Source organism: Ruegeria arenilitoris (assembly GCF_013035315.1).
Lineage (GTDB): Bacteria > Pseudomonadota > Alphaproteobacteria > Rhodobacterales > Rhodobacteraceae > Ruegeria > Ruegeria arenilitoris_D.
On sequence record NZ_WQHP01000002.1, the window covers coordinates 291,614 to 317,319 of the forward strand.

Annotated in this window: 22 protein-coding genes and 1 tRNA gene; 18 read left to right on the forward strand and 5 right to left on the reverse strand. The window is 54.9% G+C overall.

Going from position 1 to position 25,706, the window contains the following annotated elements; translation table 11 throughout:
- Nucleotides 1-92: 92 nt before the first annotated feature.
- A complete protein-coding gene (locus GOV53_RS06095; protein ID WP_170464755.1) occupies nucleotides 93-731 on the forward strand; it encodes a TetR/AcrR family transcriptional regulator in 639 nt (212 codons plus the stop codon).
- On the forward strand, nucleotides 728-1,885 hold the full coding sequence (locus tag GOV53_RS06100) for an acyl-CoA dehydrogenase family protein (protein WP_170464756.1): 1,158 nt from the start codon (nucleotides 728-730) through the stop codon (nucleotides 1,883-1,885). Before GOV53_RS06095 ends, GOV53_RS06100 begins: the two co-directional genes overlap by 4 nt.
- Before the next feature lie 6 nt (nucleotides 1,886-1,891).
- Here GOV53_RS06100 and GOV53_RS06105 read toward each other — a convergent pair whose 3' ends face one another.
- Nucleotides 1,892-2,887, reverse strand: coding sequence for an AraC family transcriptional regulator (locus GOV53_RS06105; RefSeq protein ID WP_170464757.1), 996 nt, complete (start codon nucleotides 2,885-2,887; stop codon nucleotides 1,892-1,894).
- Between the two features lie 99 nt (nucleotides 2,888-2,986).
- Here GOV53_RS06105 and GOV53_RS06110 point away from each other — a divergent pair, with 99 nt between their 5' ends.
- Both GOV53_RS06110 and GOV53_RS06115 read left to right on the forward strand, forming a co-directional pair.
- Nucleotides 2,987-4,195, forward strand: a complete 1,209-nt coding sequence (locus GOV53_RS06110) for an acetyl-CoA C-acetyltransferase (protein ID WP_170464758.1) — start codon at nucleotides 2,987-2,989, stop codon at nucleotides 4,193-4,195.
- A gap of 15 nt (nucleotides 4,196-4,210) precedes the next feature.
- Nucleotides 4,211-6,352 carry a 3-hydroxyacyl-CoA dehydrogenase NAD-binding domain-containing protein gene (locus tag GOV53_RS06115; protein WP_170464759.1) on the forward strand — a complete coding sequence of 714 codons (2,142 nt, stop codon included), beginning with the start codon at nucleotides 4,211-4,213 and terminating at the stop codon, nucleotides 6,350-6,352.
- Nucleotides 6,353-6,423: 71 nt separating this feature from the next.
- Here GOV53_RS06115 and GOV53_RS06120 read toward each other — a convergent pair whose 3' ends face one another.
- Nucleotides 6,424-6,648 (reverse strand): hypothetical protein, encoded by a 225-nt coding sequence (locus tag GOV53_RS06120; RefSeq protein WP_170464760.1) that lies wholly within the window; start codon nucleotides 6,646-6,648, stop codon nucleotides 6,424-6,426.
- A gap of 313 nt (nucleotides 6,649-6,961) precedes the next feature.
- Between GOV53_RS06120 and GOV53_RS06125 the strand changes: the two genes are divergently transcribed.
- The 4 genes from GOV53_RS06125 to GOV53_RS06140 all read left to right on the forward strand — a co-directional run bounded on the left by GOV53_RS06125 (nucleotide 6,962) and on the right by GOV53_RS06140 (nucleotide 10,305).
- Complete coding sequence (locus GOV53_RS06125; protein WP_170464761.1) at nucleotides 6,962-7,300, forward strand: hypothetical protein; 339 nt, start codon at nucleotides 6,962-6,964, stop codon at nucleotides 7,298-7,300.
- Nucleotides 7,293-8,519 (forward strand): HlyD family secretion protein, encoded by a 1,227-nt coding sequence (locus tag GOV53_RS06130; RefSeq protein WP_170464762.1) that lies wholly within the window; start codon nucleotides 7,293-7,295, stop codon nucleotides 8,517-8,519. Before GOV53_RS06125 ends, GOV53_RS06130 begins: the two co-directional genes overlap by 8 nt.
- 32 nt (nucleotides 8,520-8,551) lie before the next feature.
- Complete coding sequence (locus GOV53_RS21490) at nucleotides 8,552-8,878, forward strand: potassium channel family protein (protein ID WP_170464763.1); 327 nt, start codon at nucleotides 8,552-8,554, stop codon at nucleotides 8,876-8,878.
- A 332-nt stretch (nucleotides 8,879-9,210) separates the two neighbouring features.
- Entirely contained in the window at nucleotides 9,211-10,305 is a 1,095-nt protein-coding gene (locus GOV53_RS06140; RefSeq protein WP_170464764.1) for an AI-2E family transporter, read from the forward strand.
- A gap of 124 nt (nucleotides 10,306-10,429) precedes the next feature.
- On the opposite strand, the gene GOV53_RS06145 is transcribed toward GOV53_RS06140, so the two are convergent.
- Entirely contained in the window at nucleotides 10,430-11,323 is an 894-nt protein-coding gene (locus tag GOV53_RS06145) for a YegS/Rv2252/BmrU family lipid kinase (RefSeq protein ID WP_170464765.1), read from the reverse strand.
- Between the two features lie 263 nt (nucleotides 11,324-11,586).
- On the opposite strand from GOV53_RS06145, the gene GOV53_RS06150 reads away from it, so the two are divergent.
- The 3 genes from GOV53_RS06150 to GOV53_RS06160 all read left to right on the forward strand — a co-directional run bounded on the left by GOV53_RS06150 (nucleotide 11,587) and on the right by GOV53_RS06160 (nucleotide 15,000).
- Nucleotides 11,587-13,278, forward strand: a complete 1,692-nt coding sequence (locus tag GOV53_RS06150) for an adenylate/guanylate cyclase domain-containing protein (protein WP_367648758.1) — start codon at nucleotides 11,587-11,589, stop codon at nucleotides 13,276-13,278.
- Nucleotides 13,279-13,802: 524 nt separating this feature from the next.
- Entirely contained in the window at nucleotides 13,803-14,675 is an 873-nt protein-coding gene (locus GOV53_RS06155) for an NAD(P)-dependent oxidoreductase (protein WP_170464767.1), read from the forward strand.
- Between the two features lie 55 nt (nucleotides 14,676-14,730).
- The gene (locus tag GOV53_RS06160) at nucleotides 14,731-15,000 is read left to right on the forward strand and encodes a tyrosine-type recombinase/integrase (protein ID WP_170464768.1); all 270 of its coding nucleotides are present in this window, start codon (nucleotides 14,731-14,733) and stop codon (nucleotides 14,998-15,000) included.
- 305 nt (nucleotides 15,001-15,305) lie between these two features.
- Here the strand turns inward: GOV53_RS06160 and GOV53_RS06165 are convergent, their stop codons facing one another.
- Together GOV53_RS06165 and GOV53_RS06170 are read right to left on the reverse strand one after the other, a co-directional pair.
- On the reverse strand, nucleotides 15,306-15,617 hold the full coding sequence (locus GOV53_RS06165) for a helix-turn-helix transcriptional regulator (protein WP_170464769.1): 312 nt from the start codon (nucleotides 15,615-15,617) through the stop codon (nucleotides 15,306-15,308).
- Between the two features lie 229 nt (nucleotides 15,618-15,846).
- Nucleotides 15,847-15,931: transfer RNA gene (locus tag GOV53_RS06170), tRNA-Leu, on the reverse strand.
- Between the two features lie 786 nt (nucleotides 15,932-16,717).
- On the opposite strand from GOV53_RS06170, the gene GOV53_RS06175 reads away from it, so the two are divergent.
- The 7 genes from GOV53_RS06175 (at nucleotide 16,718) to GOV53_RS06205 (ending at nucleotide 25,551) form a co-directional block, all read left to right on the forward strand.
- The gene (locus GOV53_RS06175; RefSeq protein ID WP_174823378.1) at nucleotides 16,718-17,113 is read left to right on the forward strand and encodes a hypothetical protein; all 396 of its coding nucleotides are present in this window, start codon (nucleotides 16,718-16,720) and stop codon (nucleotides 17,111-17,113) included.
- A gap of 2 nt (nucleotides 17,114-17,115) precedes the next feature.
- Nucleotides 17,116-19,128 carry a dynamin family protein gene (locus tag GOV53_RS06180; RefSeq protein ID WP_170464771.1) on the forward strand — a complete coding sequence of 671 codons (2,013 nt, stop codon included), beginning with the start codon at nucleotides 17,116-17,118 and terminating at the stop codon, nucleotides 19,126-19,128.
- Nucleotides 19,129-19,136: 8 nt separating this feature from the next.
- Nucleotides 19,137-20,852 carry a dynamin family protein gene (locus GOV53_RS06185; RefSeq protein WP_170464772.1) on the forward strand — a complete coding sequence of 572 codons (1,716 nt, stop codon included), beginning with the start codon at nucleotides 19,137-19,139 and terminating at the stop codon, nucleotides 20,850-20,852.
- 30 nt (nucleotides 20,853-20,882) lie between these two features.
- Nucleotides 20,883-21,284, forward strand: coding sequence for a hypothetical protein (locus GOV53_RS06190; RefSeq protein ID WP_170464773.1), 402 nt, complete (start codon nucleotides 20,883-20,885; stop codon nucleotides 21,282-21,284).
- 23 nt (nucleotides 21,285-21,307) lie between these two features.
- Nucleotides 21,308-22,159 (forward strand): hypothetical protein, encoded by an 852-nt coding sequence (locus tag GOV53_RS06195; RefSeq protein WP_170464774.1) that lies wholly within the window; start codon nucleotides 21,308-21,310, stop codon nucleotides 22,157-22,159.
- A gap of 66 nt (nucleotides 22,160-22,225) precedes the next feature.
- Nucleotides 22,226-24,268: a dynamin family protein gene (locus GOV53_RS06200; protein WP_170464775.1), complete on the forward strand. Its 2,043-nt coding sequence runs from the start codon at nucleotides 22,226-22,228 to the stop codon at nucleotides 24,266-24,268.
- The gene (locus GOV53_RS06205) at nucleotides 24,265-25,551 is read left to right on the forward strand and encodes a dynamin family protein (protein ID WP_170464776.1); all 1,287 of its coding nucleotides are present in this window, start codon (nucleotides 24,265-24,267) and stop codon (nucleotides 25,549-25,551) included. Before GOV53_RS06200 ends, GOV53_RS06205 begins: the two co-directional genes overlap by 4 nt.
- Nucleotides 25,552-25,706 lie beyond the last annotated feature (155 nt).

The following is a 25,706-nucleotide window of genomic DNA, read 5'->3' on the forward strand; positions in this document are numbered from 1 at the left end:
GATCCACGCTTTACAGACCGACTGTTCTGTTTTTATGATTTGTCGATCGCATCGGTCAACAGTGAACTGCCGCCACGACGCCACGGAACATGATGAACATAGCATCAAAGAAACCCTCGGTTCAGGACCGCCGGTCGCGTGACATGCGGGCTAAGATCTGTAACGCGACCGTCGCCTGTCTGGATCAGCTTGGTTACGCCGAGACGACCTTTGCAAAAGTACAGGCCAAGGCAGGTATATCGCGCGGGGCAATTACGCATCATTTCCCCACCAAGCAGGCCTTGGTTGCGGCGACTGCGATGCGCCTTTTGGACAATGCGCAAACCCCGATCTGGAATCGGGGCCGACCCCCGCCCCCCGTTTATGAACTGATCATGTCGTCCTGGGCCAACATCGTGAACTCCTCTGGCGGGCGTGCCATTGTCGAGATCCTGGTCGCCTGCCGGACGGATACCGCCTTGTTTGGACTGTTGGAACAAAGCCTGCGCGACTGGGACAGGTCGAACTTGGATCTGATCTCGGGCCAGTACGTCAGCGTTACCGGAAGCCGCGAAGACACGGACCTTCTGTGGAGCATAGCGCGGAACTTTTTGCGGGGACTTCTGCTGCACGAAAAATTCGTCTCGTCGCCCGAATACCTGACGCAGATGATGGATCGCTTTGCCCGCATGATGGAAAGCCAACTGCAGGTGCTGCCTGAAACACAAATACAGATCGAGGACGCCGAATGACCCTGCCTTCCCCGTTCATGACGCCAGAACGCGATGCCTTTCGGCGAAACTTCAGCCGGTTTGTGGACGCTGAAATCAAACCCAATATCGAGCAGTGGGAAGCGGACTGTGGTATCCCGTGGGAATTGCACGCGAAGGTCGCAGAGTTCGGCGTTTTCGGATTTGGCATCCCCGAGGAATATGGGGGATTGGGGTTTGACAATGCCTTCATGCGCCACGACTACAGTGAGATCTTATTCGGCTGCGGCGCGTCCGGCATTGGCGCGGCACTTGGCGGACGGACGATTTCGATCAGTCCGATCGCCAAATTCGCCTCGGAAGAGTTCAAAAAGACAGTGCTTCCCGAAATCATCGCAGGCCGGATGATGTCATCATTGGGCATCACCGAACCCGGCGCGGGTTCGGACGTTGCCAATATCCAGACACGCGCCGAGTTTCAGGGAGGAAAATGGATTCTGAACGGTGAGAAAACCTATATCACCGGTGGAATGGATGCCGAGTGGTTCGTCATCGGCGCCCGAACCGGAGGGCAAGGCCTAGCTGGTATCTCACTGTTCCTGGTGCCCTATGACGCGCCGGGTTTCAGTCGTACACCACTGGGGCGCAAGATGGGTTGGCACAGTTCACAGCAGGCCACGCTACACCTCGACGATTGCGAAGTGGACCGCAGTGCTTTGCTTGGCCCCGAAAACAAGGGCTTCATCGCGATCATGAACAACTTCAACTTTGAACGCCTTGGGCTGACTTCTGCTTCGCTTGGTATGATGAAGCTTTGTTATTACAGCGCGCTGGAATGGGCGCGTGAGCGGGAAACCTTTGGCAAGCGACTGATCGAACATCAGGTAATCAATCACAAATTCGCCGAGATGTCGGCCCGGATTGATATGAACGAGGCCTATATTGAGCGTATTTGCTGGGCCATAGAACAGGGTTTGATGCCCGTGGCAGAATTGGCAAAGGCCAAGGCACAGGCCACCAAGTCGCTGGAATTTGTCGCCTCTGAGGCGATGCAGGTCTTTGGAGGTGCCGCTTACATGCGGGGCAATCCGGTTGAGCGTGTGTGGCGTGAGATCAAGATCATGGCCATTGGCGGGGGTTCAGAAGAGATCATGCGCGATTTGGCCGTGCGTCAGATGGGATTGTTGGGCGAATAGGTCGGTTCACAGGTCCGAAACCCGATACGTACGCGGGGTGAGGCCTGTCCAGCCTCGAAAGGCTCGAATAAACGCACTGGCCTCGCTGAACCCGCATCTTGCGGCTACGGCCTCAATGGGTAAGTCCGTTGTTGTCAGCAGCCGCACGGCCAGATCCCGCCTGACTTGTTTCCGCAGGTCTGAGTAATCTACGCCTTCACGCTTGAGGGTGCGTCGCAGCCGATGGCTGGGCATGTTTAGGCGGCGACCAATCTCCTCCATATCGGCTAGCCGCCCGTCCCGTGTCAGGATCGTGTCGATAGCCAGCGCGGCTTCAAGCGCAAGGCCAGTCGTCCCATCCATCGGCAGAAACGCATCCAATGGCGTCCGCCGAGCATAAGCCATGGCCTGGTCTTCGGTCCGCACCAAAGGCAATTTCATCAGAGAACGTGGAATTGCCAGCCCGCTGGTCGATTGCTCAAATTGCACAGGCGCTTGAAGGAACATGGCACGGTAGATCGGCGCGTGGATGGGGCTTGCGTAGTCAAACCACGCTCGGTTGACGGCCCCTTTGTTTCCCGCAAGCCAGGCAAGCATGCGATTGACCAGCACCACAATCATTTCAACGGCCAACTCGTTCAGGACCACCCTCCCAGGGATGCGCTCCATCTCGAAAATGGCGCTCTCGCCTTCTTCGCGAAATCGGTAGCGGAAGGAGTTGTCCAGAACATCCATGAATTGCACGGTCCGCCGATAGGCTTCGCCCAGAGTTTCAGCGTGGCTGGCATGTGCCGCAAGAATTGCCGTGCTGCCGATGCGTTGTGGTCGGTCCTGCAATCCGCCCAGTTCGTCATCCAGTGTCAGAGTTACCGTCATGACCAGCTTGACAAAACTGGGATGCGTCATCGGCTGGGTGATGCCGCTCAGCCCGGCGCGTTTTAGTATGGCCGCCGGATCACCGCCACGCCGCGTAACACCCTGCAGAAGATTTTCGGCAAAAACGGCCGGAATGAGAACAGTCATAGGTGTAAGATAATGTCTATTTTTTTGTATCTCCAGATCATTGTTGCCGGTCACCAGCGCTGCCACTTTAACAAGAAAAATTGACGCCGGAGGACCAAAATGGCGAGCGCTGCCTACATTTACGATGCCATCCGTACCCCGCGTTCGAGGGGGAAGGCCAACGGAACACTTCACGAAGTCAAGCCGGTTCAACTGGCCGCAGGGCTGCTGCGCGAAATGCAGAGCCGCCACGACCTGGACACCAGCCGCGTTGGTGACGTTGTGCTGGGTTGTGTATCGCCTGTCGGTGATCAGGGAAGCGATATTGCCAAAGGTGCGGTTCAGGCCGCTCATTGGGATGAAGCGGTATCCGGCGTTCAAATAGACCGGTTTTGCGCGTCTGGATTAGAGGCCGTGAACACGGCCGCGGCCAAAATCGTGGCCGGGCAGGAAGATCTGATGGTTGCCGGGGGTGTGGAATCCATGAGCCGTGTGCCCATGGGCTCGGCTGGAGGTGCCATGTATTTGGACCCCGACATGATCATCGATCAACGCGCTGTGCCGCAGGGTATTGGCGCGGATCTGATTGCGACTATCGACGGCTACAGCCGTGAGGACGTGGATGCGTTTGCGATGGAAAGCCAACGCCGCGCGGCGCATGCGCGAGACAGCGGTTGGTTCGATAAGTCTGTGGTGCCCGTCCGGGACGAAGGCGGCCTTACCATCCTCGAAAGGGATGACTTCATTAAGCCTGATACAGACATGCAGAAACTGGGGGCGCTTAATCCGTCCTTTGCCGCGATGGGGAGCTACGGTTTTGACGAGATGGCGTTGTCGAAATACCCCGAAGTTGCGCGCATCAACCATGTTCACACGCCGGGAAACTCTTCTGGCATCGTGGATGGATCGGCGACGGTGCTGATCGGCTCGGAACAGGCGGGCAAGGATCTGGGGCTTGAACCACGCGGGAGTATTGTGCAGGCCGCAATGATCTCGACGGATCCGGTCATCATGCTGGCTGGTCCTGGGCCAGCCGCTAAAAAGTGCCTGAATAAGGCCGGATTGACCGTAGATGACATCGACCTGTGGGAAATCAACGAAGCGTTCGCCTCGGTCGCGATGCGGTACATGAAGGATCTGGGCATCGACCACGAAATCACCAACGTCAACGGCGGCTCTATTGCTATGGGTCACCCTCTGGGTGCAACCGGCGCGATGCTGGTGTCGACCATGTTGGACGAACTGGAAAGGCGCAATGCCAAACGCGCCATGCTGTCGCTGTGCATCGGCGGTGGAATGGGCATCTCGACCCTGATCGAGCGCGTGTAAGGAGGTATCTGACACATGGCATTCGCATACGACAAAGACGCCAGCGGCATCGTGACGGTCACCATGGATATGGATGGCCCTGTAAACGCGATGAACAACGCCTTTTTGCCCTTGTTCTGCGACACGATGGACCGGATAGAAGCTGAAGATGGCCTGACAGGGGTCATCTGGACTTCGGCAAAGGAAACCTTCTTTGCGGGCGGCGACCTGAACATGCTTAAGTCGGTCACCCCGGACGGCGTTGAGGCGCTCTTTGAAAGCGTAGAGGGCACCAAAGCTGTCATGCGGCGGATGGAAAAGCTGCCGGTTCCGGTTGTGGCCGCGATCAATGGTGCGGCGCTTGGCGGTGGATATGAGTTGTGCCTAGCTTGCAACTATCGCATCGCCGCTGACAATCCAAAATCCAAGATTGGCCTCCCCGAGGTCACGCTCGGCCTGTTGCCCGGCGGTGGCGGAACAGTGCGCCTGACATGGTTGCTGGGTTTGGAGGCAGCTATGCCGTTTCTTTTGGAAGGCCATCAGGTCTCACCCGCAAAGGCGTTGACTGCTGGGTTGGTGCACGAGGTCGTTGCCCCTGATCAGCTTTTGGATCGCGCAAAAGAGTACATCCTATCGGTTCAGGGCGACATCTCCGCTGTCACGCAGCCTTGGGACACTACAGGCTACAAAATCCCCGGTGGACCATCGGCTTCGCCCAAGAACGCACCTCGGATTGCCGGTGCGGCTGCGATGCTGTTCAAAAAGACCAGGGGATTGCTGCCCGGACCCGCACGCATTCTGGACATCATGACCGAAGCGGCAGGTCGCGTCGATTTTGATACCGCGCAGCGTTACGAAAGCCGCCGTTTCGCTTCTCTGGCGCCGATGCCATCAACCAAGAATATGATCGAGACCCTGTTCTTCGGTATGAACAAGGTGAATGGCGGTGCCTCGCGCCCCAAGGGCATTCCACGCTCGAAAGTAGAGCGTCTGGGCATTCTGGGCGCAGGAATGATGGGTCAGGGTATTGCTTACTCGGCTGCTATGGCGGGGGTGCCGGTGGTTCTGAAGGACATGACGCTGGAAGCGGCCGAACGTGGCAAGGCCTATACCGAGAAGTTGTTGAACAAGCGCGTCGGCAAAGGTCGGATGACCGCTGAAGAACGCGACGCGGTTCTCGCCCTGATTACACCGACCGACAAGGCCGAGGACATCAAAGGATGCGATCTGATCATCGAAGCAGTATTTGAACGTATTGATGTCAAGAATGCGGTTCTGGCTGAGCACGAGGATCTTTTGGCCGAGGATGGATTTTGGGGCTCAAACACTTCCACTCTGCCGATCACGCGTCTGGCCGAGGGCTCGTCGCGTCCAGAAAACTTTGTCGGCCTGCACTTCTTTTCACCGGCCGACAAGATGCCATTGCTTGAAATCATCGCAGGCGACAAAACATCGGACGAAACCCTTGCACGCGCCATTGACTTTGCGCGCCAGATCAAAAAGACACCGATCATCGTGGGCGACAAAACCGGGTTCTACACGTCCCGCACCATCGGAACCAAGATATTGGAGGCTGTGCAACTCGTCGCAGAAGGACAAGACCCCGTGCGTGTCGATAACCTGTCCCGCTTGACGGGGATGCCCACGGGTATGTTGTCCCTGTTGGACGAAGTTCAGTTAAAACTGATCCACGACATCTACACCACGCAGGTCGGCATGGGCCTTGTCGACCCGGCGGAAGAGGCGACGCCCGAAGCCCGAAACATGATCGCCGAACTAGTGACTGACCATGACCGCAAAGGCCGCGCGACCGGCAAGGGGTTCTATGACTATACCGCCGAAGGCAAGGAGATCTGGCCGGGTTTGACAGTGTGGCGCAAAGAGGATGCGGTTCTGCCCGATCAAGACATTCAGGACCGAATCATTTTCCGAGCAGTTCTGGAAACTCTGCGCTGTCTGGAAGAAGGCGTTTTGCGTTCAGTCGCCGACGGGAATGTTGGTTCCATTCTGGGTATTGGCGCTCCTGTCCACACGGGCGGTTACATCCAGTTCGTCAACACCTATGGTCTGGGTCGCTTTGTTGAACGGTGCGAGGAATTGACCCGACGTTACGGCGAGCGGTTTACTCCTTCGGAGATCCTAATGAGGCACGCGGCGAAGCAGTTGGAGTTCCACTGAACAGTTTGTGAAAACGGTAAGAGGGCTGCCCTCTTACCGCCTTTTTTGACAGGTAAAAGTGCACCCTGCGTTTAAGATTGAATTTGCATCGCCGTTGATAGCCCAAAGTCGCCGATCTGGCGCGCGGTGCGAGACAGACAGCGGCCGGTGGAGATGAACCTGCGGTCAATTGCATCCGCACCGTATTCCAGTTCTTCCGGGGTCATCTGTTTGGGTAGGAACACCGCATGAGAACCATCGTAGTCCCCCCAATCATCCGACAACAACCGCCCTTCAGCTTCTAGCTGTTTGTACATTCGCGATCCGGGGAATGCGATGCCCGCAGAAATCATAAAGGGGCGAAGGGATGCGACGGAAGATTTCCGAGTACCCTTGTCGGATGCTGCGCTGGGATATGGACGCACGACCCCATGGCCTTCGGTCCAGCTTTAGAAACTGGGTGGCTGAAACTATAAACACGCCGCACGAGGTTGCAGAAACTTGTTTGAGGCATGTGGTAGCAAGCCCCATTGAGCGCGCTTAAAGAAAATTCAAAACCAAACGAGAAATTGGTTTTCTAGATGGAAATCAGATATATTCCAATGTGATCAACGGAGGGCGGGGAGACTGGTGAACAGTTCTATTTCTGATGAGGCAATGGCAAGGCTCCCGTTTTGGGTAACGCCCCCAGGGGAGACGGACGGTTTTCTGATCGTTGTGGGATTGCTTCTCGTGATAGTGCTGCTGGGTTTTGGCGCACTCTACTTTACTGTTCAGGCCATTCCCGACCGCATGGCAGCAGGTGCTCATAAGGTCCAAATGCAGTTGGTCGGTGTGCTTGGGTTGATCTCTCTCTTCACCCTGAACAACGCTTTCTGGATCGCAGCTATTTTGATCGCCGCCGTGCCGTTGCATGAAGTCTTTCCGCTCAAGACTGAAGTAGATGTCTCGGAGAGCGACGATGCTTGAGTTAGTCTTCTCGGCACTGATCACAATCGTCCCGGACTATCTGTATCGCCGCTACAAGCAAGGCAAGCGTTGGGGGCACGAAATAACCCTTTTCAACGTCTGGTATGAATTGCGGTGGGGTTTGACCGCCTGTGCAATACTGGCTGTGACGCTGATCACGGTGATCTTCTATTTCCACCCTTCAACGCGAAATGTCTCAGCTGCATTTCGCACAGTTACCATTCTCTCGGATCGCGTGGGGCGGGTCGCGGAGGTCTACGTTGCCAATAATGAGGAAGTTACGGCTGGCGAGGCGATTTTCCGACTGGACACAACACGACAGGAGGCAGCAGCAGAAACGGCTCGGCGTCGTATCGAAGAGATTGAGGCGGCTCTGGGGCTGACCGCAACAGAAGTCGCGAGCGCCACCGCAAGGGTTGAGGCGGCGGAAGCCGACCTTGCACAGGCTACAAGCGATTTGGAGCGACGTCTGGAGCTTGCGGAGCGAAACAACACCGTTGTCAGTGAGCAGGAACTGGAACGCTTGCAAACAGCAGTGACCGGCGCAGAAAGTCAGCGCGCAACCGCCATTGCCTCGCTAGACGGTGCCAAATTGCGCCGAACCACCCTTCTCCCTGCACAGCTTGAAACCGCGCGTGCGGTGCTGAGAGAGGCTGAGGCCGAGATATCAAAATCCACAGTAATTGCCGACGTGGACGGAACGGTAACGCAGTTCCTTCTAAAGCCGGGTGATATCGTAAATCCAATTCTACGCCCTGCAGGGATTTTAGTGCCTGAGGTCACAGGACAAGGGCGTTTTATCGCGGCTTTCGGTCAGATTTCTGCCAGTGTACTAAGGCCGGGTATGCTGGTGGAAATTACCTGTGCGTCCAAACCGTTGACTATAATCCCAATGGTTGTGGACGACGTGCAGGAGGCGATTGCTGCTGGGCAGTTCCGACCGGGGGATACGCTGCTGGATCAGCAGGATCGAACGAGACCCGGTACAATTACAGCTTTCCTAGCACCGATTTTCCCACAGCATCTTGATAGCATCCCGCCCGGTAGTGCGTGCGTTGGCGTTGCTTATTCGAGCCGAGCAAAGGAAATCGACGCTGGTGAGATCACGGGCCTGTCTGCCTTTATTGCAAGGATTGTGGATGGCATGGGTATAGCAAATGCAATTGTCTTGCGGGCACAGGCCATTCTGCTTCCTGTTAAGGCATTGGTTTTCAATTAGGCCCCCAACTGGCAGAGAGGTAGAGTTTCGCCATGGGTTGCGACGCTAGCTACATTTGCACGTTTTTGTCGGTTTTTCTTTGGGACCTGATCTTACTGTCACCGATACTGTTATTCTTGTTGATTTTGGTGTGCACGCTAGGGATATCAATTGGTCGGATCGAAGGCTGGTCGACCGGACCGAGCCTTTACCATGCCTTCATAAACGCAACTACAGTTGGCTACGGTGACTTTAGGCCGGAGAAACCTGCGAGCCGGGCTTTGGCGGTTATCAACGCGTTTGTTGGGCTTATCTTTGCAGGCATTGTAGTGGGTATAGGTGTACACGCAGTCGAGACCTCGATGAATGTCGAGTTTTGATTTGTGTAGAATCAAAAAAGAGAATGACCGATTGGTCCAAAGAGCAGATATTCGATGAATTTTTCTAACGACCACTTGGAGTCTAAGGCGGACTATTCGAAATCTGATTTCACTAAGAGGCTCAAGAGCCAAACTATTGCCAATAACCCTTGAGTCTCCGGGTTTCATGATCAGGCAGTTAATGTCATTTAAAAAGGGCGTCCTCTGAAAAAATCGACTACTGTGTACAGAGAGAAGTGTTTGAACTACTTGCCAAGTTGCACCTAAGGCGACCTATTGATTTTTAAGCAGGAAACGGCAGAACGACGCTCAACTATCTTTGGAGCCTCCGAATGAAGAAGGGTACCCATCATAAGAATGCTGCTCCAAACTTCTTAGGGCTCACGTTCTGGTATCAGTTGGTCGTTCTTGCATTCTTGACCATTGCCTCGCTAGTCCTCGCTTCCTCTGTGCTGGTTCCCCTGTCTTTTGCGGCCCTCCTGTTCGTTCTCCTCACAGCGACTGCGGATCGCATTGGCAGACTTAAGATATTTGGCAGTACCGTCCCGAAGTGGCTCGCGCAAGTGGCCGCAATTTCAATTGTGTTAATCGGCCTCTCGCTTGTGTTGTCGATATTATCCAGTCAAGCCGGCGCGGTTTCGGAAGCGTTTCCGCGCTATGAGGAACGGTTTTCCAGCATAGTCGCAAAGCTGGTATCACTGGTTGGGCAAGACAATTATGCAGCCGCGATCAAAGCTTTGGAGCAGATCAACCTGGCTGGGCTCGCGACAGGAGTAATCGGCTCTGCTGGGGCATTCCTAAGCGCTTTTTTCCTGGTGCTACTCTATGTGCCATTCATGTTGGTCGAACGTGTTCCAATGCGCGCCAAAATCAAACTCGCAATCAAAGACAGGGAAGCCGCTGAAAAAGTTCGTCACGTTCTTGAGAGCGCGTCGGACAGCATTCAAAGATATGTTGGCATCAAAACGTTGGTGAGTGCACTAACTGGCTTAGGCAGTTACGCCGTGATGGCATCCGTCGGCCTGGACTTCTCTGAAACCTGGGCCGTTCTTGCCTTTTTGTTGAATTTTATCCCGACAGTCGGCTCTATCGTCGGCGTTGCGCTTCCTTCAATTGTCGCACTGGTACAGTTTGAAGAAGTCGTGCCCTTTCTTGTTGTTCTGATTGGTTGTGGCGCTGTTCAATTCTCTGTCGGCAATATCCTGGAGCCAATGCTACTTGGGAAAAGCCTGAATTTGTCGCCATTCATGGTCATTTTGGCGCTCACGTTTTGGACAGCGATCTGGGGGATTGCCGGAGCGTTGATGAGCGTCCCGATCACCGTGTGCATCATGATTGTGCTTTCGAATATCCCGTCTACGCAGCCAATCGCGATACTGATGTCCGGTGATGGGAAGATAAACAACACTGACGCAGGGAACAGCTAAGCGCGAGAGACGTTCGCCAAACTGGATGGCGGCCTTTTACCTGCCTCTATCGGCGAGTGTATGTGTCAGCCCCGCACATAGTTCGAAACACCGTGCGAAATTTGAGCTTAAAGAGAAACCCGAGCTACCTACCGCTTGGGAAAACGAAGTTCAGCGCATTTGGTTTAATTGAAACCTCAAAGCGTTGATCGATCATCGGTTCTCCGTCCAAATTCATATGAAACGGTTGGGAGGTTTCCAAAACCATGGATCTCAGACGAGAGCGCTGTACGACACCATCCTTGGGATCCGAGATATCCGGCAGTCTGCCAAAGGGCAGATTTTCTGGCATTAAACGCTCTGTGGATAGCACGCTTAAATCAAGCAGCCCGTCGGACACTTCCGCTTCAGGCGCCACGTCAAAACCGCCACCTGCATAGCGGTTGTTCGCAATCGCGATTGCGGAAATGGAAACGTCGTACGGATCTTGATCATCAATTGAGATTTTTGCGGGAACAGATTTTGCATCAGATAAACGAGCAAGCCCAAACAGAGTGTACGCGAGTCCCCCCAGCCTTTTCTTCATTTCCTTGGGCGTCGTTGCGGTGATCATCGCTCCAAAACCGCCGCTTGCAACATTCACAAACGGACTGCCGTTTATGTATCCGACATCGATGGGCCGCGCGTCTCCCGATGCAGCAACTCGAACAGATGTTGCCAAGTCCAAACCCTTATCACCATACGACCGAGCGAAATCGTTCGCTGTTCCCAAGGGAACAAGACCTAGCGAGACAGGCGACTTTGTTTTCAAGTTCAAAACAGCACTCGCGACCGAGTTCAAAGTGCCGTCACCACCGCCAGCGATTATCCGGGTTACCCCGTCGCCCACGGCTTCTCGAAGCGTCTTCTTCAAGTCTTTTCCTGACCAAGGAATACACACCCTAATGCCAAGCTCTTTTTCTAATGGACGGACAGCAGAACGCAGATCGGATCTTGCTGCGGACTTTCTGTTGAGAACTAGCAGGGTACGTTTGGCCATGGTTACAGCATAATGATCTGGCGCGTTCGAGCAACTGCTTCGAAATTTCAGAAGACTAGGGCCTTGAGGCAATTGAAATGTTATCGGTGCTAGCCAACCCCTTCGCGTCGATTGTCAGCTTTGCCCGCACTGCCGTCGTTCGCGCAACCCGAAGCGAATATGTGCTTCGAGCCCATAGGCGACCTTGTCGGGCTGACAGAACCTGAGTGTCGCGTTAAATTCCTTGAAACGGGGGGCAACGAATGGACAGAAGGCTTACCACAGTGCTTGCAGCTGATATTGTCGGCTACTCAGCGCTGATGGATCGTGACCGGGGAGGTATGATTGCGGCACTCAAATCATTCCGTGAAGAAACGCTTCAGTGTCTGCTGGAAGACCATGATGGAACGCTGATCAAAAGTATGGGCGATGGTTGGATTGCCGAGTTCAAATCCACATCAGATGCCGCAGATTGCGCGATTGCAATACAGTCAGCTCAAAAACCAGATGGTATCAAACTTCGAATTGGCATTCATACCGGCGAAGTCGTCACGGACGGCGATGACATTTTTGGTGACGGAATAAATATTGCCTCTCGTCTCGAAGCGCTGGCCGAGCCGGATCAGGTTCTGATGTCAGACACCTCGCACAACAGTTTGGACCGTGGTGATGCATCTCACTTCGAAGGCGGTGAGCAAACAGAATTGAAGAACATCACACGCCGCATCGGTGTTTGGTGCTGGCCTAAAGGCACTTCGGCCAATCTTTCAGCAACAACGGATGTCAGGCCCGGGATTGCTGTGCTTCCGTTCGACAATATGTCCGGTGATCCCGAACAGGAGTTTTTTGCAGACGGCATTACCGAGGACATCATCACAGAACTGTCTCGTTTTCGCTGGCTGATGGTGTTGGCCCGAAACTCGTCATTCACGTTCAAAGGTAAAAGCACGGATATACGCGAAGTCGGGCGTATTCTTGGCGTGCGGTATGTTCTGGAGGGCTCGGTCCGACGTGCGGGCCAGCGCGTGCGCATTACCGGGCAGCTGATTGATGCGGAAAACGGCAGTCATCTTTGGGCAGATCGCTTTGACGGCGTACTTGATGATATTTTTGACCTTCAAGACAAAGTCACCGTTGAGGTCGTCACAGCGATTGAGCCATCTCTGAGGCACGCTGAAACAAACCGAGCACGAGCGAAACCAACGGACAATTTGGAAGCTTACGAACTGTACCTTCGGGCGCAATCGCACTTCCATCTTTTGACCGACGATGACAACCGCAAGGCCATAAGACTAACAACACTCGCACTGGATCGTGATCCAGACTATGCATCCGCATCCGGGCTGTTGGCTTGGTTGCATATTCAACGAATGGTTCAAGGGCTTGAACCTATTGGTGAGGGACCAAAAGAAGCTGTCACGGCCGCTGAACGAGTGCTTGTGAGCGATCGTGCAGACGGGATAGCAATGGCGTATGCGGCCCATTCTATCTCGATGCTCGCACGAGACCTGCCGCGTGCGCGGGTCGTTTTTAAACAAGCGCTCAAGCAAAATCCAAACGCTGCAACAGTTCACATGTTGGCATCCATCAACCTTTGCTTGCTTGATAGGCCAAAGGAGGCGCTGACACACGCGGTTCAATCTGTCGACCTCAGTCCACATGATCCGTTGCGCCACGCGGCCTATCTTGCTCAGGCAAGCGCACTCTTTCAGCTTGGGCGGTTTGAAGAAGCGGCCAGTGCCTGCCGGGAGGCTTTGTCCGTGCGATCCAGCTTCGTTATGAGTCATCTTATGCTGATCGCTTCTCTGGGGCACCTGACCGAGCAAGAAGCGGCTCGCAAAGCCGTCAAAGACCTGCAGATGCTTCGCCCGGGCCTGACAGCCGCCTCAACTGAAACCAACTTACCAATCTTCACTGTTCCATCCTGTGCAAATGACTGGCGTGAAGGTTGGTTAAAGGCTGGGTTGCCGCAATAAGTGACTGGAAACCGGCGAAATCCCACCTCTGCAGAACGTCTCTGAAGCGCGCCATCTTCTGCGTGTCGGCCACGAGTTCTTGCATGCCATCGCTAACACCTCCTTCGGGCATAGATGGCTCTTCAAAACCACATGCGTTGCACGCGGCTTTCTCAGCAGTAATCACCGTGTCCGGAGATCCGCATTCTGGACATCTCGCGAGGACATCATCGTTGAACATACCTCAGCTTTTCCTCCATTTCTCATTGCCAGAGCCAGGTCCGCCCGCGGCGCCCTTGTTGGCGAAGACGCGCTGTTGGACGCGATCGAAACCGGAAAGCTGTCTGCGGCAGGCCTTGATTGTTTAAGACAGAACCGGATGGTAACCCAAAGTTCGCCGCGTACGAGAACATCTTCACGTAGCCGCATATCGGAAGCGCAACGACGAAAACCCGCGACGCAATGGGCTTTCGCGCCTTGGATAATTTGGACGCATTCTTTGCTGGCAAAACACCCCGAGACCTTTTGTAGAAGAGGACACTTTAATGGCAAAACTAGCTTTCCTCGGATTAGGCGTAATGGGTTACCCAATGGCCGGTCACCTAAAGGCAGCGGGGCACGACGTTACGGTTTACAATCGAACAATCGCCAAAGCCGATGCGTGGGTGGCGGAACATGGTGGCTCTGCGCGCGCTACACCCCGCGAAGCTGCCGAAGGTGCAGAGTTCGTCATGACATGCGTCGGGAATGACGATGATCTTCGGAACGTTTGCATTGGGCCAGACGGCGCGTTCGGTGGCATGTCGCAGAGCGCAACGCTGGTCGGCCACACGACGGTCTGTGCCAAGGTCACGCGCGAACTTTACACTGCGGAGAAAGAACAAAGCCTGGGTTTTTTGGATGCGCCAATCTCCGGCGGTCAGGCCGGGGTAGAAAACGGCGTACTTTCGATAATGTGCGGAGGCGATCAATCAGAATACGACGCTGCCCAACCTATCATACAAGTATACTCGAAAATATGCCGACGTATTGGAGATAGCGGTGCTGGGCAATTAACAAAAATGAGCAACCAAATCGCAATTGCAGGATTGGTTCAGGGATTGAGCGAAGCACTGCACTTCGCCGAGAAAGCCGGCCTTGATGGACGCTCTGTTGTAGAAGTTATCAGCCAAGGCGCGGCCGGTAGTTGGCAGATGGACAACAGACACGAAACAATGCTCGAAGATCATTTCGACTACGGATTTGCAGTCGATTGGATGCGCAAGGATCTGGGTATATGTCTTGATACAGCCAACGAAACCGGCGAAAGTTTGCCAGTAACCGCACTGGTTGATCAATTCTACAAAGATGTCCAACAACTTGGGGGTGGTCGCTGGGACACCTCTTCGCTTCTCAAACGCCTTAGGGTGCTTGATTGAACTACTAAATAAAGAAGCGCGCTGCGGGTTGCGGTAATCGGATGCGCAAACTTCGATGTTTGTTTCACAATTCGGCATTGTTCAAGGCGGGAAACGTAGTGTGCAAAAAGCAATTGAAGACGTTCGAGAGGTATTTGGCGTCAAGTACGGCGACAACCGACTTATTCCTCACGGCTGGCGGTACGCGGCTGCAAGGTTGCTAGCAGAGACCGACTGCACGGATGCTCAAATTCAAGCCGTCTCGGGTCACAAGACCCTGGCAATGGTCCATAAGTATCGAGCGCAGGCGAGTCAGAAGAAAACTTCAAGGCTGACTCAACAGTGAAGAAACCGCTGAAACGAAACAGAAACAGAACGTGAAAGTGCGAAACTCTCAACATCAACAAAAGAAGTGACATGGGCAAAATGCAAGAAAGTTCAATAAAAACAAAATGGTGCGGGTGGAGGGACTTGAACCCCCACGCCTCGCGGCGCCAGAACCTAAATTTTGCGAATATCGTTATAAATCAATCATTTATTAAAATAGTTTCCCAAGACATAGCGGGAACAAAGTTAGAAACCGGGAAACTCTACTCCCTCAACTTCTCACTCTGCCACCGGATTTACCATCGACTTTCTGAATGACTTAATTCAGGGCCTATCGCGCCAAGCGTTGCGCAGGGTCATAGGTAACGCGCCGTCGTTGCCCACATACAAGAAGTCCAGGGACACGTCGTACTTCTTCCGAATGGACAGCGCGCCGTCTAACGACAACCGCTGAGTCCCGGCTTCCCATAATGACAAAGCAGAGCGTTTTGCGCCGATAGCTTCGGCGTAATCCGCTTGCGTCAGTTTAACAACTTTTTCCCTGTGCCATTTAAGGCGCTCGGCAATATCTGCGAAGGGTCGCGGCTTTTTTGAGGTCATGCAGGCGAGTTTCTTTTGCTTTAAGTCACGGCGCAAGCGCTGATTTCATGAGATTCAATCGGTCACAAGACCATTGAAACGGTCAGGAAATACCGCAGCCAAGCGAACCAAAAACCACTGTCAAAACTGGCGCAGGATCGGCGTGGCTAGATTCGCGGAACAGAACAAAAACGAAACGGGAAACTGTGCAACAAACTGGGAAACTCTATAGCGATGCCGTGCCACCAATTACAAGATATTGGTAAATTATCGTTAAATTTCAATATGGTGCGGGTGGAGGGACTTGAACCCCCACGCCTTGCGGCGCCAGAACCTAAATCTGGTGCGTCTACCAATTTCGCCACACCCGCAACTCTGACACATGGTGCCAAGATGACGCGCTGAATAGCAAAGCTTGCGACGGAGTGCGAGAGGTAAAATGAGGTCGCGCTCAAGATTATTGATTACGTGACGGCAACAGACTTTTTCGGTCGGGCTAGTGTGGCTAGGACCCAAAATCGAAACGCGTTCAAGGCAGTTTTCCACCCATAGGTTTGGGCTAGCTGCTGCATTCTAAAATGCGGCTGCAAATTAAAACGGTAGAAGAAAAGACCTTTCCATGATGTGTAACTAGTTGATTTATTGTTGATGACTTAGATACACTGACATTTTATTGTCCGTTATTTATAAACACCCTCACGTTGAGTTTGTTTTCTTAAATCCGCCGAAACGGGCAGCCTCAATTATTTGTTCTCAAGGTCTCCCCCGACCAATAAAAGGGAGCATTCAGCATTGCTCAGCTGTACAGTCTCAAGCCACGCGTCACGAAAAATAATTTATTTTCAATAATATAAACTTCTACCATCAACGATACAGCACCGGTTCGCTTATAGGTCAATTATGACCGCACGCAAAACTACGGTACAGTCGCCGAAGCCCTTGGCATTGAAAAACTTCTCGCTTTGGTTGCGCGCTTACTACTGTCAGCAAACACAATTGCGCCACAATTCAAACGCCAAAATATCTTATTCGCGTCAAATTAAGACCGCCTTGGACGTCATTCTTGGTCGGGTGGGAGTTAATGAGTCTTTTTGCCTTAGGGCGTTGTACGAGTGTTTCAGCTCAACTCCAGTACAAGGGTCTGTACCGTGACCAATATGATGAACTCCGCTGCTGCCGAGCAAGAAGCCATTGGCCTTGCGCGCGAAAGTTTTCTTGGTGAACTCAAAACCCTGAACCGAAATCATCCGAATACCGGTTTCGGTGTCTCTTTGCGCACGCATTCTGGCAGGCAATATCTGCTGGCCAATGCAAGGATGCCCCTGCCGGAAACCAAATCCGAAGGGTTTCCGACCGGCCGCCGCGTCGCGTGCCTTGAGAACAGCGAACGCTTCCGCTCAATCGAGGTACTGGCCGATTGCCACGCTTATGAATCGATGTCGCCGGGGGCCGAAGCGGCCATCCTGGGCAATGCTCTGAACCTGATCGCACGCATCGACTCGTTGACCAGCACGCCAGCTGAACAGTTGGCCGCCACAGGAACCGGAGGCTGAACATGGCGCGCAACGACCATCTTCTGTCAGTTGGCAATGAGGCACTGACGCCCATGACGTCGGCGATGACTGCGCTGACTACACAGATCGATCAATTGACAGAAGTAGCGGATGCGCGATCGTCCGCCCGTCTTGCCACGCTCAAGACGCGGATGGAGAACTTTACGGCCAGCGTCACCATGGTCGGGCAGGTCAAGGCAGGCAAATCCTCGATCGTGAACATTCTGGCCGGGCGCCCTGCTCTGCTGCCGTCTGACGTGAACCCGTGGACCTCTGTGGTGACCACGCTGAACATCAATACCCGGACCGAAGGCGATAAACGGGCCAAGTTTACCTTCTTTGAGCAAGAAGAATGGGACAATCTAATGGTTGGCGGAGGCCGCCTAGGCGAGCTGGCCAACCGCGCGGGCGCCGATGACGAGATGGAGGATATCCGCCGTCAGATCGGAGAGATGAAGGCGAAATCCGAAGCGCGCTTGGGCCAACATTTCGATCTAATCCTGGGCCAAAGCCATCAGTACGACTATTTCGACGAAGAACTGATCCAGCGTTACGTTTGTCTGGGTGATGAGGACGATCCGGACATCAACCCAAAAACCGGGCGGTTTGCCGATGTGACCAAATCGGCGGAACTGTACATGGACATTCCGCAATACCCGATTTCGCTGAAGCTCTGCGACACCCCCGGCGTGAACGATACCTTCATGGTGCGCGAGCAGATCACTCTGCGCAGCTTACGCGGTTCTGAGGTTTGCGTTGTTGTTCTGGCCGCAAGCCAGGCGCTGACGACCATGGACATGGCGCTGATGCGGATCATTGCGCAGTTCGAAAACCGGCAGATCATCCTGTTCGTGAACCGGATCGACGAACTGGCCGATCCGGTGAACCAGGTCCCGGAGATCCGAGATCGCATTCAGGACACGCTGAAACAGAACAATATCGACGCCAATACCAGCGTTGTTTTTGGTAGTGCGCTTTGGGCCGAGGCAGCTTTGACGGGCAATCCCGAGATTTTGTCGGATGAGTCACGGGAAGCATTGAATACTTTCTATCTGGCGGCTGGTTTCGGCGATCAGGCACCCTCGCTCGACAAGATCTGGGCGCTGTCCGGCCTGCCTGACCTTTTGTTGGCGATGAACGAACGCATCGCTGAAGGCGCGGGCAACCGTTTGCTGGATCGTGTGCGGCACCGGGCTCGCAATATCGCCAGCCAGATACGCGCCACTGCTGTTGCCAAAAACCTCTCGGGTTCAGAAGGTCTGGCCCGTGATCTGGACGGCGTTTCACCTGAAGAAGCAGTCGCGAAGATCACAGATCAGTATGACAAGAAGGCGGCTGAACTGACGGCCTCGTTACGAGCCAAAGTGCTGGAGCGGCTGAATTCGGCGGAGGCTAATTTCGTCAAACGCGCGACAGATTCTCTGATCGCGCACCTCGAGGTGAATGGCGAACAAGGTACGTGGCAGTATGACCCCGCAGGCCTTCGGACATTGCAGAAAGCGGCTTATTTCAGCTTTGCGCGGTCAATGCGCAAAGAGGCTGGTGCGCTGTACGGTGCTGCAGCAGCTGATGTTGAGGCGCTGTACCAGAAAATCCTGGGCAACCACTTGGGTGAGTTCAGTATCGAAGCGCCAATTGTACCCCGTGTTCCGCCGCCACTTGGCATCGGACGCACGATCGCATTGGACTTGCAAAGCACATGGTGGCGCAGGTGGTGGCAACGCCGCAAGGGGTTCGAAGCCTATGCGGCGGATTACACCCGCCTGATCGCGTCCGAAGCAAATTCGATCACCAAAGATATCGAGGAAAATCAGGTCGCTGCGGTGTTGGAAAACGTGCGCGCGGTCCTGTCGGATTTCCTGCGTGAGCAGAAGGAGACGTTGCTGAGCATTTCAGCATCGGCCGAGAATGACCCCAATCGTAACGCGGCTCTGATGGCGGGACTGACGCCCCAGAAATCGCGAGACGACATTCTGGGCGACATCCTGAAAGATCTTAGTAACGAGGCAGCATAAGTAGCGATATGGCAAAAGACTCACAAACCCGTTTCGTCTCGCCCAAGGCATGGGAACGCATCGAGCAGTGGTCCCGCCGCAAGCCCATCTTTGCGCTTATGGGAGAGTTCAGCGCCGGCAAATCGACGCTGATGAACTTTCTGTTGCGGTCGCACACGCTGCCAACGCAGGTGACGGCCACTCAGCTACCACCTGTCTGGTTCAGTTGGGGGAAGCAGTCCGCTTACGTTCAGCGCCACGATGGCTCACGCGAAAGCATCGAGCTGGACAATTTGGAATCCGTCGGTGTCAACGACGCCCAATTCGTTCGCATTTTCCTTGAATCCGACATTCTTGAGGCGGTTGATCTGATCGACACACCCGGCATCTCGGACCCCAAAATCTCAACCGACGTCTGGCGTCGCGCTGTAGGTCAAGCCAACGGCGTGCTGTGGTGCACGCACGCAACGCAGGCTTGGCGCGAAACCGAGCGGGCGACCTGGGTCGCCCTGCCGGAACGTCTGCAGCATAACTCGTTGCTTTTGATCACGCGGGCGGACACGTTGGGAGCAAAGGATCGCCAGAAGGTTCTGCGTCGCGTCAACCGTGAGGCTGGCCACCTGTTCAACCGGTCCATTTTGTTTTCGGCCCGAGATGCGATTACGGCCCGGGACAAAAGCGGCGACGCCGAACTGTGGGGCCGCAGTGGCGGCGGCAAGATGGTGGACAGCTTTCTTGAGATCACCGAACAGATCATGGACAACCGGGCCGACATGCTTGCGCGCTATCAGATTGATAACAGCCTGGCAGAAACGCCTCGAGTACAGCCTCTGCGCCCAGGCAAACCGTCTGCTGCTGAACAGCCTGCACCCTTGAAGCTGGTCAATCCCGTTTCTGCGGACAATGAGCCAGACGATGTTGTCACCAGCTTCCCTGTTCGACCGTCCCGCGTAGCGCGTTCGGACGATGCAGAGCGTGCCCCGCGCATCAACGCGGATGAAGCAGAGCGGATGCGGGCCGAAATGACCGCGCTTGAAGAGGAAAGCACACCCGCGGTCGCGGAAGATAAGCTGCGCTCGTTCTTCAAGGAGACGCCGAGCCAACCTCTGAACCTTGCTGATGTGACTGAAATTCCGTCAGAGCAGAACGCGTTTCTTGATCTGGATGACGAGGGCATTGACGACGAGGACGATGAAGGCCTCGAACTGGAAGCTGAGGCAGAAGACACTCTGTCAAATGGCGACACTCAGGACGATGAACCCTTCATGGCTTCGCTTGGGGACAAGCTGGCCGACACGCCGGAACAGACGGAAGCCGATGAATCCGCAGCGGACGCGCAAGGCGCTGATGTATCCGTCTCGTCCATCGCCGCATTGCTTGCAGAACAATCAAGTGGTTCTGAGGATGAGTTCGAGCCCGAGCCAGAAACCAGCGGTCTGATCGAAACACAGGTCGTGGCCATGCCCGGCGGCAAAGAGCCCGAGGCCGAAACGGCTCCTGAATCACTGGAAGAGTTGCTGAGCGCTGACGCCGGATCGAACCTGAGCGCGGCGGCCATGTGGCGTGAGATCACCGTTGGCGAAGACCTTCCTGAAGATGCCGAAGGCCTGAAAAAGGTATTCAACGCCTTCCTGGAAGAGTTCGACAAAATCGCGGCGGAACATAGTGCGCGTCGTCAGAAAGAAGACGTTCCCTCCCTTCCGAAAACCGGCAATAAGGGCGGGGCCGAATGGCATGTTTTGTAACGGGAAACCAAGTTTGAAAGACAAGATCTGATGTCTATCGAAGCCGCATTGAAATCCGCGATGGAAACGATACCCGACTGCGTTGCAGCCGGGTATGTCGACATGGAAACGGGGATGCTGCTGGGAACCAGCGTTTGCGATGCCGAAGATGATCGGGTGCTGGAAAACTTGGCTTTGGTGGTCGCAAATCTTTTTCAGGGTCGTGGCGTCAGCGCGTTTGAAACCCTGTTGCAGCAATCGGGCAATGCAGACACGGAAAATCCGGGGTTTGGGGAAATCGCGGTGTTTTCGAAGGATAGGTTGAACATCTTTCTGCGGACGCAGGCCTATCCGGACCACGTGGTCTGCTACGTCTGTCGCAACAGCGCCAATGTGGGCTTGGCCCTTACAAAATCACATCTCAGTCTGGGGCCGGTCGCGGCCGCAGTTTAGTCAGGACCAGAGGGGGTCACGGCATGATGGATACAGACATACTCGACCTGCTCGGGGATATAGGACGCTCTGCCGTGGCGCGGCTTGATCCTGCCGTTACGCTGCCGGGCGATACTGCAATTGAGCGACGTGAAAAGGTTCTGCAGGCTATCCGGGGCACCGTGTTGCCACGTCGGCTGGAGTTCACGGCGGCAAACGGCGATTGCCTGGCGATTGAGGTCAACAGCTCTCGGGTTACGGATGTGTTCCGCGTCCGTTTTGGTGTCGCTCCTGATTTTGAAACCGATCAGCGCGAAGAGCTGGCCACACAGCTTGGACAACTGGTCTCTGATATCGCGATGGCCCCTACCCCGCTAAGCATGATGTCCCTGCGACCCGACAACGCTCTCGAAGCCGACGATGTTGGCATTACCTTCAGCGAAATCGCCAAGGCTTGCACATCAATCGAATTGCTTGCCGAACCGGTTGTCTCAATCGTCCCGGACATTGCAGAGCCTGTTGCCGACGACGATGCATCAGACAGTCTGGCCAGCCAGTTCTATGTTGAAGCCGAGCGATTTGCACTGGGGCGTGTTCAGTCCGGTGCCGGCAACGGCGCGGTGAAACGGGCCGATGGAGATTGTGCCAAAGATCAGCCTTTGCATGTGGATCAGGCTTTGCTTGAAAAATTTGCCCGTGATCTGGCCGGTTGGGATGCGGACGCTGCCGATGTATTGGCGCACCCACAACTGATCGTAATGCGCCCGTCGGGCGGCAAGGGTGCAAGCCTCGCTGTGCTGAACGACGGCGATGATTTTTCTGTTGTGGTTCACGAGGCTCGCAAACTGGGCGCAGTCGTGAACCTTTGGACATCTCTGGCGGGGCGCACCGAATGAGTGCGCCCATAACATTCAGTTTTTCGACTAATTCAATCCGTGATTATCAGTACTCAGGGTAACAGTATGAGTGAAAATAACCGTCGCGAGTTAATTCGCATTGCCGAAGACATGAACGGGGTCAGCAACGACGAAACCCGTCAATTCATTTCGCGCATCGTTGACGACCTATCGAACCTTAAACCCTCGATCGCGTTTGTTGGCCAAATCAAGGCTGGCAAATCCCGCTTGATCAACGGGTTTACAGGTCAGGCCGAATATCTGCCGTCAGATGTAAATCCCTGGACGACAGTCATCACCGATATGCACTTCGGCCACCCCTCGGGCCGGACAAATGGGGCAGAGTTTCATTTCTTTGATAACCGCCAGTGGCAAGCCCTGATCGCCGAAGGCGAAGAGCTGCGCAACATGTTCCCCGATGATGAGGACAGTTATAAGCGCGAGATGATCGAAGAACAGGTCGAGGCGATGAAAACCCGCGCGCAACTGCGTCTGGGCGATAGCTACGAACAACTGTTGGGTCAGCATCACGATCTGGAACAACTGAACTCGGACGATCTGGCCCGCTACGTTTGTGCCGGTGACGATCCCACCGATGGCGAAGCGCATGATCCGGGCTCGGACCGTGGTCTGTACAGCGACATCACCCGCAAGGCCGAGGTGTATTTTGACATCGGCCATTTCCCCTTCCCTCTGACCGTCACGGATACACCCGGCGTCAACGATCCGTTGCTGATCCGCGAGGAAATCTCGCGCCAGTACCTCAAAGAGTCGGATTTCTTTGTGGTTGTCCTGTCCGCGCATCAGGCGTTGTCGCGGGCGGATTTGAAACTGTTCCGCCTGATGCAGGCCTTGGAACTGGGCCAGATCGTCGTATTCATCAACCGCGTTGATGAATTGGGAGGTGGCGCAGAAGACGCCGGTAAGGTTCGTGCGGATGTTTTGGACGGTCTTGAAAAGGCTCTGGGCAACTCGGACATCGACGTTCTGATGGGCAGCGCCCAGTGGGCCCATTACGCGTTGACCGGAGATGATACGGGCGTAAACCACGACCACGTTTTGGCCTGGCTGCGCGCTCATCCAGAGCAGATGAAGCAATATCTGGACGGCGTCGAGGAAATCAAACAAGGCCCCGGCCCGATCAGCCGCGAAGGGGTTCTGCGTTTTGCCGCAATGATTGCTTCGGGTCTGCCGGACCTGCGCCGGCACGTGACCCATGCCCTGACCCAAGGCCCGCGGGATGAGCAGCTTAAGATGGCGTGGCAGCATCTCAACAGTTTTGCCCAGGGTGAGCTGGAGCGGTCCAAAGCCCATCTGCGCGCCCTCGACGATGATGGGGCAACCGATCAGGGCAGCGGCAATGAAAACGACAAAACTCTAGGTGATTTGCGCGCGATGGTTGCGCAAAAGACGTCCCAAATCATTGACGATATGGACGATGTTCTAGCTAACCTGCGGGGTGTTATGGACGACACGGTGGCCGAGGCGGTCTCGGCCGTGGTTCGAGGACCGAATGGGCAATCGCCACTTTTGGCCAAGGGCGGCGATACCGAGCTGAACTTTGCGCCTCTACGGGATCGCATGCGCGAATTGGTTCAGGGTGCCACGCAGGTCGTAAGGCAGCGCATGCTCAGCGAGCTTTATGCAATCGACATGAACAGCAACGCCTCGTTGCGCGCCCTGCCCGGTTGGCAGGATCCAACCGACAACCGAATGAACACCAGTGCGGTTCGGTGGTTCCGCCCCGATACCACGGCATTGACACGTGGTATCACAGTGGAACTGCGCGTCAGTTGGCTGTCACGCCTGATTTCGCGCAAAAGCGTAGTCGCCCGCGCCGAGCGGATGATCGTGCAGGAGTTCGAGATGATCGGGGATGATCTGGTCGATACAGCACGCAGTGATCTGTTAGAACGCTTAAACACAGTCCTTGATCACTATCTGGCTTTGCTGGCGGGGCATCTTGAACAACGGGTCGGAACCGGCCAAACCAATGCTCGTGCAGAAGCGCAGGCGGCATTCGATCTGGCACAGCGTTTGGCGGGTGATCTCGATGCCGTGTTCGGCGGCGACACTGCCGACAAGAAATTAGCAGAGGCTGCGGAATGATAGAATTTCCCGGAACCGAACAGGAAGTACGTAAACTCGAACGCTTCCTGACCGCCACTGAAAACCTCCCGTCAGACGCAGCGCTGGACAAGATGCGCGAGCGCGCCTTGGCCCATGCTGAACGGCTTTCGAATGCGGTCAATATCGGTTTCGCCGGCGAGTTTGGTGCCGGAAAGTCCAGCTTAGCCAACATGCTGGCCGGGGCGGACATTTTGCCGACGGGCCCTCAACACCTGAAACTGCCGTTGGTTATCGTGGCTTATGCCGATGCCCCGGAAACCACTGTTGGTTGGTGGGACAAAGAGCCCAAGGTCTATTCGGGTATCGCATTGGAAAAGGCGGCAGCTGACGACCCCGACTTTATCTCGGTCGGCTTGAACACACCTGCCTTGCAAGAGATTTCGTTGTTTGATCTGCCCGGCAGCGGCGCGTTGGACGATACTTACAAACCGACTTTGGATTTGCTCTCCTATGTCGATTGCGCAATCTGGTGCACGAACGGAACGAACGCATGGCGTGAAACGGAACGGCATCTTTGGACGCAGGTGCCGCAAGAGCTGCGGTCAAACAGCTTGCTGGCCGTAACCCACACCGATCTGCCCCCGGTTCGTGACGCGCTGGACCGCGTTCTGGGCCGATTGGAAAAAGAAATAGGCGACATGTTCCGGGCGATCGTTCCGATCGGAACACCGGTTGCAGTTCGCGCCATGGCCCAGGAACCCGAGCCTGATTTTGATCTTTGGGAAACCTGCGGCGGTCAAAACCTTGCCGAGCAGGTTCTGGAAATCGCCTCGGCAAAGCGTATGGCGGATTTGGAAGCCGCCCAAAAGGATCTGGAGGCCGAATTCTTGCCCTTCCTAACCAGCATTGAGGGTCACAAAGAGGAGGCAGAGCAGACCGAAGCCCCTTCGATCCACGCGACGCTGGAGTCTGCGCTGCCCCCGCTCGAAAATCCCATTCTCGAGGATTGGCTGGCCGCCATCGCCAGTATTTACGACGACCTGCGTGAGAGTTCGGACATTGAACCCGCCGCCTTCCTGAACAGTTGCCAGGAGATCGTCGAAGACTTTGCCGAACGTCTGGAGCAGGGGCACGAAATTACCCCTGACGCAGACTGGATTCCCGGCGAGTTCGAAAAGGCCACAGATCTGCTGTTGTTGCTGCAATTCGAAAGCGGCGACGCGCCATTGAAGGACGCGATCAGCATCCTTGCGCAGCTCAGCGATAACCTCGCTTGGGCGGGTAGCAGGGTCGAGTCCTTTCAGACAAAAACCGGAACCTGACCGTTTCCCGCAAAAATTGAGCGGCATGGCAGCGATTCGAGAGCCCTAGAATCGCTGCCGGATTGTTTCGCGATCGACGACCAATCTGCATAAATTCGGTCTTCAGTCCGCAGTTCTCAGCACGAGATTATCAATATTTAGACGTTCAGATTGAT